10 protein-coding genes and 1 pseudogene are annotated in these 12,141 nt (G+C 43.7%); 1 reads left to right on the plus strand and 10 read right to left on the minus strand.

Annotation, left to right across the window (positions count from 1 at the left end; genetic code table 11):
- Positions 1–377: 377 nt before the first annotated feature.
- The 10 genes and pseudogenes from HP570_RS08470 to HP570_RS08520 form a co-directional block, all read right to left on the minus strand.
- Positions 378–860 (minus strand): GNAT family N-acetyltransferase, encoded by a 483-nt coding sequence (locus HP570_RS08470; protein WP_173625443.1) that lies wholly within the window; start codon positions 858–860, stop codon positions 378–380.
- Between the two features lie 166 nt (positions 861–1,026).
- Entirely contained in the window at positions 1,027–1,815 is a 789-nt protein-coding gene (locus tag HP570_RS08475; protein ID WP_254495130.1) for an enoyl-CoA hydratase/isomerase family protein, read from the minus strand.
- A 396-nt stretch (positions 1,816–2,211) separates the two neighbouring features.
- The gene (locus tag HP570_RS08480; protein WP_173625708.1) at positions 2,212–3,546 is read right to left on the minus strand and encodes an ISL3 family transposase; all 1,335 of its coding nucleotides are present in this window, start codon (positions 3,544–3,546) and stop codon (positions 2,212–2,214) included.
- A 19-nt stretch (positions 3,547–3,565) separates the two neighbouring features.
- A complete protein-coding gene (locus HP570_RS08485; protein WP_173625444.1) occupies positions 3,566–4,747 on the minus strand; it encodes an MFS transporter in 1,182 nt (393 codons plus the stop codon).
- A 78-nt stretch (positions 4,748–4,825) separates the two neighbouring features.
- Positions 4,826–5,116 carry an ArsR/SmtB family transcription factor gene (locus HP570_RS08490; RefSeq protein WP_173625445.1) on the minus strand — a complete coding sequence of 97 codons (291 nt, stop codon included), beginning with the start codon at positions 5,114–5,116 and terminating at the stop codon, positions 4,826–4,828.
- A gap of 182 nt (positions 5,117–5,298) precedes the next feature.
- Positions 5,299–6,645 carry an enoyl-CoA hydratase-related protein gene (locus HP570_RS29870; protein WP_217364560.1) on the minus strand — a complete coding sequence of 449 codons (1,347 nt, stop codon included), beginning with the start codon at positions 6,643–6,645 and terminating at the stop codon, positions 5,299–5,301.
- A gap of 675 nt (positions 6,646–7,320) precedes the next feature.
- Positions 7,321–7,434 (minus strand): annotated as a pseudogene (locus tag HP570_RS30035) (sigma factor); the annotation flags it as partial.
- Positions 7,435–7,613: 179 nt separating this feature from the next.
- The gene (locus HP570_RS08510) at positions 7,614–7,871 is read right to left on the minus strand and encodes a hypothetical protein (RefSeq protein ID WP_173625446.1); all 258 of its coding nucleotides are present in this window, start codon (positions 7,869–7,871) and stop codon (positions 7,614–7,616) included.
- Positions 7,872–8,251: 380 nt separating this feature from the next.
- Positions 8,252–10,096 (minus strand): ABC transporter ATP-binding protein, encoded by a 1,845-nt coding sequence (locus HP570_RS08515; protein WP_012685214.1) that lies wholly within the window; start codon positions 10,094–10,096, stop codon positions 8,252–8,254.
- 1 nt (position 10,097) lies between these two features.
- Complete coding sequence (locus tag HP570_RS08520) at positions 10,098–11,828, minus strand: ABC transporter ATP-binding protein (RefSeq protein ID WP_173625447.1); 1,731 nt, start codon at positions 11,826–11,828, stop codon at positions 10,098–10,100.
- 159 nt (positions 11,829–11,987) lie between these two features.
- Here HP570_RS08520 and HP570_RS08525 point away from each other — a divergent pair, with 159 nt between their 5' ends.
- Positions 11,988–12,134 carry a VOC family protein gene (locus tag HP570_RS08525; protein ID WP_254495132.1) on the plus strand — a complete coding sequence of 49 codons (147 nt, stop codon included), beginning with the start codon at positions 11,988–11,990 and terminating at the stop codon, positions 12,132–12,134.
- Positions 12,135–12,141 lie beyond the last annotated feature (7 nt).

Raw genomic sequence — 12,141 nt, forward strand, 5'->3', positions numbered from 1 at the left:
GATACTGATCAGTCAGATTCAGCTTTGCAATGAATCCCATATTTTATCAAACGGATTTAACAAGCGTCGTGTCTCAAAAAAATGAATCGGCAATATAGATGCAAAGCTTAGTGGAGGTGTTATTATTCAAATTTTGTCGCATGAAAGAGAACAGATTCCCCCGTAAAACTCTGCAGACGGTCTCTCTCATCCTGAACCTCGTTCAAATAACACTTATAGCTCATCTTCCAACTGCTTCCGTCCTGGATCAAGCAATTCGCCCCTGTCGTACCCATCTAACGAATCTTCTCGAAAGGAATTTCCCGACACGGGAACCTGATCATCCCCCATGCGTTGCAGGTAGTATTAGCTACGTTGGCACTATTTTGTCTCCATAATCATTTTAGTTCCAACTCCATAAACACATCCGCTCTTACATAGGGCATGGGCCCGATCTGTTCAACAGAAACGTGCTTGAACCCAACCGATTCGTAAAGATGAACAGCGTTCGGTAGCTTGGTGCTACTGCCCAAAAAGAGCGATGTTGCGCCAAGCCCGCGTGCGCGGTTAATAGCGGCATGGATGATTCTCCGTCCGTATCCGCGCCCCCGCAAGTTGGATGTAACGCTCATCTTCGAGAGCTCGAACACACCTGCCCCAGTCGGAACGAGTGCAACGCATCCGACGATCGAATCGCCATCGCGTGCGATGAGTACGTCTCCTCCTTTGTTCACGATGTTCTCCACTGGGTTATTAAGGATAACCCGGTCCTCCTCTTCGATGGCAAAGAGGAGGGCGATCCATTCCTCGTTAAGTGTTTTGAAGGCACGAGCCTCTTCGGGCGTCTGCATCGAAGTGATCGTGAGCACGGTCTCAAGCATGCTATGTTTCCTCCTCTTGTATTGTTCTACGTGTTTCTTCTCAACCTCCAAAAGTTATTTCGCCTACAACTTCTCTTGTAGCGGGATTATAAATCGTTATTATGAAGAAACATTCACTAATGAGTGTTTTTTCTGAATTCTCTAACCTTAACAATTCGTTACTATTCTATCTCCCTTTATATTCAGGTTTGGTTTTTTCAATAAAAGCTTTGGTTCCCGTTCTATAGTCTTCTGTTGATGCAATTAATCCAAAAAAATCGGCCCCGAGGTGTGCAGATTCTTCTAGTGTTACATTTAGCCCGCGGTGAAGGGCTTCCCACGTTAGTGTAACGGCTATTGGTGATTGAGCTAAGATTTCTTGTAATAAGTTCTCGGCTTCAGGCAATAAATTCTCAGGCTCCACCACCCTATTTATAAGACCAAACGTATATGCCTCTTCTGCACTTATAGAGTTTCCTGTTAGTAATAACTCAGCAGCACGACCTTTTCCCACTAATCTTGGTAATCGAGTAATTCCGCCAAATCCAGCTACCGCACCAATACGAACTTCAGGATGACCAATTCTAGCATGATTGACAGCAATTCTAAGCATACAAGATTCGGCTATTTCAAGACCGCCTCCTAATGCAGATCCGTTAAGGGCAGCTACTACTACCTTACCTAAGGATTCAATTTTACAAGTGACTTCAACAGCTAGTTTTGCAAAATCTCTTACCTCAAGAGGGGTAGCGGAATTAAGGAATTTAATATCAGCACCAGCAGAAAATACTTTTTCTCCTGTACCTGTTATAATAACCGCCTTTACTTCTTGGTCTATTTTTGCTTTTTCTAAGACAACTGAAAGCTGTTCAAGTACTTCTCGGTTTAAAGCATTTAATGATTCAGGTCTATTTAGCGCAATGGTTGCAATACGATTTTTAATCGAATAAAGAACGACATCATTATGTGACATCATACATCTCTCCATTCTTTTGTAAGGCTACAGGAACTAAATGGTACTAATTTAATCTCGAAAATATAATCACCTCTTATTATAAATTTTTTTCACTTGATAAGTATTGAGAACTCTCGGTGTTTTAGAAACATTTAGTACTACTTGAGACTATAAAAAATGAGTTATGGATAATCCTGGTGTATGACTAGAAATATAAAGTACTAACATTCCGGAGTCAATCCCCCTTTAGACAAAAAAATCGTACTACTTCATTTACCTTTGAGGAGAATTTCTCTCAGAAGCGGAAAGCAGGCAGATGAAATATTACTTGTTATTAGGAATGAACATTACTAAACAAAACGGTCATGACCGTTTTTCACAGAAAAAAGGGATTCGGAAATTATAGTGGAAAAGGGCTTATAATTCGCCCTTCTCCAATTTTTCAATCAAGGTGGAAATGTAGATACCACGAAGCTGTTCGCCACGCTCACGAACCACACAGACGGGAGGCATATTATCGAGCATCGGGAAGTTGTAGTCTCGGAGTTCGTAATCATCCATAAGCTTTTGATATTTAGGCTTACGATCCTTTGCAAGCCCCTCTGTAAAAAGAATTTTGGCTCGCAGGGCATCGAATGAATAGCCCCTACCCAAACGGTTAATGACAGGGATAAGGCTGTTCAGAGACTCCGTATAAGCATTAGTAATGCGGTGGTCGAAGTAAGCGAATATCTCTTCGTCCCAATTCATCATGGCCTTTGTAAGAGGCTCAAAAGCGGATTGGAGTTCCTTCGGTATTTTGGCTTTCCAATCGTTATATTTGATGAATGCCTTTTGTCTTGAATCGCAATCCCAAATATCGAAGAATGATTCCTTCAAGTTATACGCAATACCGAGAGTGGGGTGATTCTTCGTCCATAGGTCAAGCGTTATTTTATCCATCTCTGTAAGCTCTTTATGGCGTTTCAGAAGGATAAATCGGTCGTGCATGAGCCCACGCCGTTCCGTTGGTGATAAATCCTCTCTTAGCTGTTTATGGATGGTTTCTAACGCTTGGTTCGCCATACGGACAACGTGAAACTTATCGATGATGATAGTAGCCTTTGGCAATACAGCCTTCACAGCGTCTCTATACGGTTTCCACATATCCATCGTGAAATACTGTATTCGCCCTTTGTTCGGAAGTCGTGAGAGATATCCAACAACTGTTTCCTTATTGCGATTAGGAAGAATGTCCAGCAATGTTCGTTCTTCAATGTTGGTTAATACGCAACGAGGCTTGATTATATGAATTTCATCTATGCCAAGCCAATTAGGTGTCACAAACCGAAATGTCATTTCGAGGTGGTTAATGTAATCGCGAAAGATATTGCGGATCGTCTTTTCGTTAAGCCCCACGTCTTCTGAAATACTGACGAATGTACGAGTAAGGCTTTCCTTCTCTACGTAGGACAACAATCGCTTTGTACAGTTCCGCTTTGCGTCAATGGTGTGGTCCAAGCGTTCCCAAAAGGTTTGAAAGCATTCACGACAACGATACCTCTGGCGCTTTATGAGAAGCCCTACACGCTTACCGTGAATAGGTAAGTCCATACAAACATGTTCTCTGTTACCGTGCTTGTAGAGGTTCGCTTTGCTTCCACAATGAGGGCAAGCTAAAGGTGGAGAGTTCGTCACTACTTGTATTAGAAATTCATATTCATTCTCACTAATACTTAGGATGTTGAATTTCGTAAGATTTAAAATATTCATTTTATTTTTTTGTATGCATTTATGATGCATAATCTTTTTCTGTTTTAGCGTGATTAGTCAAAATACCACTTGCTATAAAAGAGAACAACGAACCGGCAAAGCATATAGCCGCAAATATGCCTACGGCGAAAAAACCGTTAAATGTCGCATAAATCAAGCCGGCGAACCAAGAGCCGAGTGTTGTCGCAGCGTACATGATCGAATTGGCCAAGCTAGAGATCGTGCCACGAATTGTCGGATTTAATGAATTCAGCATTCCCATTATGAGCGGAAAGACGATGCCCATGGTTGCGAATACGAAAAAGTATACCCCTTCGAAAGACGCAACCGATGGCAGGTGAGGCAAAGCAATAAAACATGCAATAGAGACGAGAATGCCCACAACCATCGTATTGAAACGATTCAACATTTTGATCACATAAGCACCGCTAAAGCTTCCCACTATATTTCCTAGGCCAAGAAAAAACATTACGTACCCCACTTGATCAACCGAAAGGTGAAAGCGGTCCGTCATCCATTTTCCAATGAAAGAAAAGGCAGCAAAAAATCCACATTGAAATAAGAAATGAGCCAGGAAAGATCTTCTCACGATTCGGCTTGTCAATAGCGGGACGTATCTTTTAAATATCGGAAGCTTGGTTCTTAGGTCTTGATTCGGTTTCATTTCGGGTAAAGCATAAGGGATAAATATCGCCACCAACAACGAGCATGCACCGATTGCAAAAAAAGGATAAGACCAATGGTTTGCAGCAAGCATGCCTCCAATCGGTATGCCGAACGCTTGGGAAGCAGCCAAGCCTGCCATTACGATTCCTGATACTTTGGCGGTCTTTGCCGCAGGGAACAGAGCAGGAATAGAGGCCCAGACTTGCGGCGCTGTGAATGCTGCGCTGACTCCGGCTAAAAAACGGAATAAAAACATCGTCCAAAATCCTGTCGCAAAGCCGCATAAAATGGTTGAAACCGAGAAGCAAACCATGCCGGAAAACATTACTTTTTTGCGATCCCATCCATCGGAAAGCGGTCCGGCTATCAGAGCAAATATGGCATATCCCAACGCATATGCCCCGACCATCCAACCGGCATATTCGGTCGGGATATGAAACAATTTCTGAAGAGTGGGGATGAGCGGAGAAATCAAAAATGTATCTGTACCGATAACAAACATGATGAGAAAAAATAAAGCTGTTAACTTTATCATGAGATTCATCTTCTCCTATCGACACTAGTTTCGTTGTACAATAACTTTTGAACTAATGAAGAAAAAAAGAATTTCTTTCTACAACGTATCAAGAAATCCCGGCAAGTAAGATTCAAAGGTCTCCATGTCGATACTCGTATACTTCGTTTGAGCTTCTTTTCGTACCTTAATCAATTTCGCCTCCCTTAAAGTACGCAAATGATACGAAGTATTCGACTTCGAAGTATTGCAAATGTCCCCAACTTCCCCGCAATTCATCTCCTTCTTATTGGCGTATAGAACTCGTATGATTTCCAATCTTGTTTCATCAGCTAGTGCTTGAAACATTTTGACCCTGTGGTCATTATTCAATGATTTTTGAGTAGTCATAAAACCATTGTACTAAGATATTGCTACAAATCAAGTCTTTAGCAAAATACCACCATATTCTCCGATTTATAAGTGAGATGTTTTGAGTTTGTCTCCACTAAAAAATCCGAATACAAAAAAAAACAGACTGGATTGCCTGTTTTTTATTTCGCTTATATAGAGGTGAGCGGATGAGAAATATGTTACTCAAGAAGAAGAAAGAAGTTGTCTATTGTTTGTTTAATAAGTAAAGGGTCCTTCATCATTACTCCGAGAATAAGAGAACCTTCTAATGTGCTTAAGAATAATAATGCCATCTGTTTAGGGTGAACAGTTTTATTGAATTCATTATTATCCTTCCCTTGTTTAAATATTTTAATGACGATCGGTTCAATTTCACGGAAAAATAGAGTGATAGCATCCTTTATTTCAGAAGATTGTTCAGAAGACTGGATGTACAAAGAAATGAAGGGACAATTCCCAACTCCATTTCTTTCTATCACGCCACCTAAAAGTAGTTCAGTAAAATCACTTAAACGCTCTCTGACAGGTCGATAATCTTGCTTTAAGGCTTCTATCAGACAGGACTCATATAAACTAGTCCAATACTTTACAACAGCTAATTGAAGATCTTCCTTGTTTTTGAAGTGATAGTAAATATTGGATTTCGAAACTTTACTTATTTTCATCACTTCATCCATTGATGTATTGCCATTTTTCAAAAATAATTGTGCAGCGACTTGTATTACGTGTTCTTTATTTGTGATTTTACTATACACCGGTGTTGTCTTATCTATGAAGGATTTCGTACCGATTTTGAAGTCTTCAGTGGAAGCGACTAAACCAAAGTAATTCGCATCGAGTTGGGCAGACTCTTCTAATGTTAAATTTAGGCCGTGGTGCAGAGCCTCCCAAGTCAATTTTACTGCCATAGGTGATTGGGATAAAATTCCTCGAATCATATTTTCGGCTTCTATAAGTAATTTCCCAGGTTCAACTACTTTGTTTACTAGTCCCATATTATATGCTTGTTCCGCGTTGATAGAATTTCCAGTTAGTAACAGTTCCGCTGCTCGACCCTTTCCGATTAATCGTGGTAGGCGAGTGGTACCACCGAAACCAGCTACTGCACCAATCCGAACTTCAGGATGTCCGAGTTGCGCATGTGATGCTGCAATACGCAGCATACAGGCTTCTGCAATCTCAAGTCCTCCTCCTAATGCTGTGCCGTTTATAGCAGCAACTACTACTTTACCCAAGGATTCTATTTTATGAGTAATCTCGACAGCAAGTTTAGCTAGATCTCTTACCTCAAGGGGAGTTAAAGAGTGTAATAGCTTAATATCAGCACCTACAGAAAATATTTTTTCTCCAGCTCCAGTTATAATTACAGCTTTTACATTCTGATCTACCTTAACTTTATCTAAGGTTTCAGATAGGCTAAGAAGTAGTTCTAAGTTCAAAGCATTTAAGGATTCAGGACGATTTAAAGTGATTTTTGCTATTCCTTCATCTTGGGAATAAAGAATGAGATCTTTCATGTTTTCCATCGAAACACTCCGTTATCTCAATATTTACACATCTATTAAGACTCAAATTTATGATGTTACTAAAGTATACATCAGATAGTTTAAATCTTGATCATTATTTTAGAACTATATAGTTTCCACTTGTGAAAAGTCAATAATAATACGCTGTTTTCACCCTCACCGATTCGACTATTCAGTCAAAAAATTCAAACACGCAGAAAATAATAATACCACATTTTGGAAAATAAGTTATTCTCTGATCGTACGCTAATGGGGACAGAAAAAGACCATAACCTGAAGCCTGAAGCCAGACCTCTACACTGCCAGTTAGCGCTCTCCCACGATTGTTGATTTCACTGCCCCTGGACTGCACGAGGAGCTTTGAATGGGGGCAAATTAAGTATATATACTGAATATTTCCATCTATATTGATTCGAATCCCCGGCAACCCGTTTACTATAAGGAACGAATAAGAATACTTCCCTTCATACATTCTGAGCAGATTATGATGCAAATTAATGACTTTATCAAAGCCAATGATAGGAATCTGCGCAGCTCTTACTTTGCCTCCGCCGTCTGAATAGAAAACGACATTTTCACTGACTAGCTCAAGCAGTTTGCTCGTATTTCCTTGTATGAGAGAGTTCACAAACTACTTTATTTGACCCTCTGCCATCGAGATCAAAGGGGCTGAAATGCAAGAAAGGCTTCTTGTACAATGTCTTCCGCATCCATAACACTCCCGAGCATCCGATATGCTAACGAGAAAAGAGGCGTTTTATATAATTTATACAATGTTTCTATACTCATAGTTGAGGGCTCTCTCCATTTCCTCATGCGAGAGTATATGCTGTACAGCTCTTTTAGCGCTTGCTGTCGAAGCATCGACCAGTAGTTCACCGTGAGATGCCCACTCTCCTGCTACATATAACCCACTAATTTCCGGGACAGCGGGCCCTGGGTTCTCTTGACGTTTCATATGCATAAAATCATGGCAAACCGTGACCTTTGGAAAGGTATTGTTTGACAACTAATTCGTCCTGCCAACCTGGTTGAACCAAATCCAAGGTTTGTTCCAGTTCTTGTAAATCTCTTTCTGTATTTGTCTCTATTCCTTGATACTTGATCACGGATATGACGTGTGCACCATCTTCGCTTAGGTAAGCTGCGCGGGATTGATTGGAGAGAAAAACAGTTTGATCGATTCCATATACAAATTGTTGTTTCGGTTTTGGAAGTCGGCGCAAAGCTACATCTAAACAAGCTGCTCTGACTTCAATCGCTTGTTCTTTCCAAGTATGGAGAGCGGTTATTACTCATACATATACAACTGCATAGTGGGAACTTTCCTGCTCGTTAGCGTAGTAACGCCTCGCCAGTCTAAAACAATATTTTCACAGTCTATCACTTTATTTTCCGAGTCTACAACATTATTTTCTTCGAACACTTGCTGCCGGATTTCACCTTACAAAAGTCGCTGAACCTGGTCCTCCTGAGGAAAAGCTGGATATACCCGGGATGCGCGTCGGCCGATCTTCTTGTTGATCGCTGCCAGCAAACCAGCATCCTAACTATTAAAAAGCCCCCCGTCCTCCACGTCATTTCCGTGTTTGGACGGGGGGCTCTGTTATTCCCCAGCAGCCTCCAGATTTTTAAACTGGTTGTAAAACAATTGATAGTAGGTACCTTTTTGCTCAATAAGTTCATCGTGACTGCCTTTTTCCACGATCTCTCCCCGATCCACGACCATAATCGTGTCGGCATCCCGAATGGTATTAAGCCTGTGCGCAATCACAAAGCTCGTACGCCCATCCATAATGGTGAGGAGCGCATCCTGGATATTCAGCTCTGTCCGTGTGTCGATGCTGCTTGTCGCCTCATCGAGTATGAGCAGCGAGGGCTTGGCGAGTATGACGCGGGCAATCGCCAAAAGCTGGCGTTGTCCTTGACTCAGGTTGCCCCCATTTTCCGTCAGCATCGTATCATAACGCATCGGAAGCCGATTGATGAATACATCTGCATTTGCCATTTTCGCAGCGGCTACTACCTCCGTATCTGTCGCATCTGGCTTGCCGTACATAATATTCTCCTTGATCGTACCAGAGAACAAGTACGTATCCTGCAAAACAAAGCCAAAGCTGCGCCGCAAGCTGTCCCGCGAATACTCTCGAATGTCTTTTCCGTCCAAATAAATCGTACCCGAGGTCACATCATAAAACCGCGTGAGCAAATTCACAATGGTGGTCTTGCCTGCACCCGTCGGTCCGACTAACGCGATGGTACTCCCTGCCTGCGCCTCGAAGCTGATATTTTTCAAAATCAGTTGATCTGGACGATAGCCAAAGCTGACCTGATCGAACACAACGTGACCCTTTGGCTGTGCGAGCACAGTGGCACCCGGAGAATCCACTGGCTCCTCTTGTTCATCCAATACCTCAAACACCCGCTCCGCCCCAGCAACACCGGATTGAAGCACATTGAAAATATTCGCGAGGTCGTTCAGCGGACGGACAAACTGGCGGGAATAACTGAGAAAGCTCGCAATCACACCGACTGTGATCAATCCTTTGACAGCGAGAACGCCTCCGACAATCGCTACCATGGCAAAGCCGAGGTTGTTAATCACGTTCATGATCGGCATGAGAAAGCCCGTCCATACCTGTGCCTTCATCCCGATCTTGCTGAGCCGGTCATTGATCGTCGTAAAGTCCTCAATGGCTTTTTGCTCATAATTGAAGGCCTGCACTACCTGTATGCCTGAAATCGTCTCTTCAATGTGTCCATTTAGCTTACCTAACTCCATCTGCTGATTTTTGAACAGTACGCTCGTTCGTTTGGCAATCGTGCGTGTGAGTAGAAACACGAGTGGCACCGTGATCAGGCATGCAAGTGTCAGGATCGGAGACAAGACGAGCATCATCACCAGCGAACCGAGGATCACGATCCCCCCTGACATCAATTGCGTTGTCGATTGGGAAATGGAGCTGCTGACGTTGTCGATATCATTCGTGAGCCTGCTCATCAACTCCCCGTGCGTCCGCGAATCGAAATAAGCAATTGGCAGCTTTTGCAGCTTGTCAAAAAGGGATTGCCTCAGATTCGTGACGATCCGTTGTGAGATGCCTGCCATCAACCAGCTTTGCAAAAACGTCAGTGCCCCATCGAAGATATACGAGCCGAGCAAAGCAAGAATGAGGATTGACAAAAAGCTAAGAGCTTCCTCGCCACCTGTCATCGCATCAATCGACTTTCCAATCAAATAAGGCGCAGACAGCATGAGGAGTGCATCGACAAATACAATGGCGAATACGATCGGCAGCAGCTTTTTTTCTTTGCCAAAAGCTAACCAGAGTCTTTTTAGCGTACCTGAAAAATTTTTGGGCTTACTTACTGGACCTCTGGCAGCACCATGTCCAAAGCCCCGGCCAGGTCTCGGTGAAAAGACAGGTTGTTGTTGCTTCTGTTGACTCACCTTACTTCACCTCCCGGCCGATTTGTGACTGAAAGATTTCCTGATAGACCTGGCAAGAGGTCATCAATTCGTCATGCGTACCGATGCCCGCAACTTCACCATTGTCGAGCACGATGATTTTGTCCGCATCCATGACAGAGGTTATTCTCTGTGCAATCAAAATGCAGGTAAGGCCAGCCGCATAGGCTCGGAGCGCATCCTTAATCTTCCCTTCTGTTGCCACATCTACCGCGCTTGTACTGTCATCGAGAATGAGGATTTCCGGCTTTTTCACCAAGGCCCTGGCTATAGAAATACGCTGCTTCTGTCCTCCAGAGAAATTGACTCCTCCCTGTCCTACGCGTGTCTCATAGCCTTCAGGAGTGGCGGAGATGAACTCGTGAGCCTGCGCCATACGTGCCGCTAGCTCGACCTCCTCGTGGGTCGCCTCTGCCTTGCCCCAACGAATGTTTTCCATCACCGTGCCCGTAAACAGCATTGTTTTTTGCGGCACAATCGCCATTTTTTCGCGCAATCGCTTCGGTTCGATATCGCGTACATCGATGCCATCTACTCGAATCGTGCCTTCCGTTACATCATAAAACCGTGGAATCAAACCAACCAAACTGCTTTTTCCAGAGCCTGTCGAGCCGATAATCCCGACTGTCTCCCCCGGCAGACAAGTAAACGAAATCTGCTTGAGTACTGGCTGACCGCCTTCTCCATCATACGAGAAGCTGACCTCTTCGAAGTCGATGCGTCCCTTTTTGCCTGGAAGCTCGTGCGGTTGTTCCTCCTTCCAGCTCATTTGGTTTTCCTCCGCAAATACTTCTCCGATGCGTCCTGCCGATGCTTTGGCCCGGACAAACATGTTAAATACCAAGGAAATCATCATGAGTGAAAATAGGATTTGGGTCATGTAGTTCGTAAACGCGATAATATGACCGACCTCGATGTTTCCTTGTCCTACGCCAAGCCCCCCAAGCCAGAGGACCGCGACAATTCCGAGGTTCATCGTCAGCATGATCGCTGGACTGAAGATGGACATCACTCGCGTAGCCGAGACCGATTTGGACTGCAGCTCTTCGTTTGCCCGTGTAAACTTGCCACGCTCGAAATCAAAGCGATTGAATGCCTTAACGACACGTACCCCAGATAAATACTCACGCATCGCACCGTTCACTCGGTCGAGTGCTTGCTGTACCTTCAGGAAGAACGGAAAACCGATTTTCATATTCAAGAAAATAAACAGACCCACAATGGGTACGACAATGGCGAGAATCACAGCCAAATCCAAGTTCAATTGGGTTGCCATAAACAACCCGCCAATGCACATCAACGGCGCTTTGACGAATATTCGCATCATGCCGTTTACAAACATCTGCACTTGATTGACGTCATTAGTCAGACGTGTCACGAGTGAGGCTCTATCGAACTTGTTTAGGTTTTCAAAGGATAAGGATTGCACTTTGGAAAACAAATCTGCGCGCAGCTGCGCACCAAAGTTTTGCGACACGTATGTCGCCAGCACATTGCGGATCGATGCCGCGACTGCCCCCATTGCCGTAACGAGCAGCATCAGCCCGCCTGTCTTGAGCACGTAATCCATATCCCGGTTTCCGATACCCGTATCGATAATGTGAGACAGAATCGTCGGCTGCAATAGATCACATACCGCCTCCAACGCTAAGAAAAACATGGAAATCCCGGCGACTACGCCGTATTTTTTTATGTAGGTTGTATAGAAGCGCATCCGTTCACCCCATCTGTGTTCTTACGTACAAGATAACGCTTAGCTAGCGAAATGTCACGAGTGATTGTCTAAATGAAAGTGTGGGAATTACAGGTTTTTCCTACCATCGTCGCCGAAAATGGTAGGTGATTGATTTTTGGTCGAATGGGAGATGAAAAGATGGCTCAATCACTGTTAAAAGGCATGGAAGGGGTTTTTATACCTGTGACGGACCCAAGCGCGTCTGCAAAATGGTATGAAGAAAAGCTTGGGTGCAGACCTTTGTTTGACCCGGACGGGAATCCACTTGGGATGTGCCAGTATTAAATGGAAA

This window comes from Brevibacillus sp. RS1.1, assembly GCF_013284365.1.
Taxonomy (GTDB): Bacteria; Bacillota; Bacilli; order Brevibacillales; family Brevibacillaceae; genus Brevibacillus; species Brevibacillus brevis_D.

Bases quoted from the DNA above. Each gene is read 5' to 3' on its own strand.
- HP570_RS08470 (WP_173625443.1), bottom strand. From the start codon at position 860: ATGCTTGAGACCGTGCTCACGATCACTTCGATGCAGACGCCCGAAGAG.
- HP570_RS08475 (WP_254495130.1), bottom strand. From the start codon at position 1,815: ATGATGTCACATAATGATGTCGTTCTTTATTCGATTAAAAATCGTATT.
- HP570_RS08480 (WP_173625708.1), bottom strand. From the start codon at position 3,546: ATGAATATTTTAAATCTTACGAAATTCAACATCCTAAGTATTAGTGAG.
- HP570_RS08485 (WP_173625444.1), bottom strand. From the start codon at position 4,747: ATGATAAAGTTAACAGCTTTATTTTTTCTCATCATGTTTGTTATCGGT.
- HP570_RS08490 (WP_173625445.1), bottom strand. From the start codon at position 5,116: ATGACTACTCAAAAATCATTGAATAATGACCACAGGGTCAAAATGTTT.
- HP570_RS29870 (WP_217364560.1), bottom strand. From the start codon at position 6,645: ATGGAAAACATGAAAGATCTCATTCTTTATTCCCAAGATGAAGGAATA.
- HP570_RS08520 (WP_173625447.1), bottom strand. From the start codon at position 11,828: ATGCGCTTCTATACAACCTACATAAAAAAATACGGCGTAGTCGCCGGG.
- HP570_RS08525 (WP_254495132.1), top strand. From the start codon at position 11,988: ATGGCTCAATCACTGTTAAAAGGCATGGAAGGGGTTTTTATACCTGTG.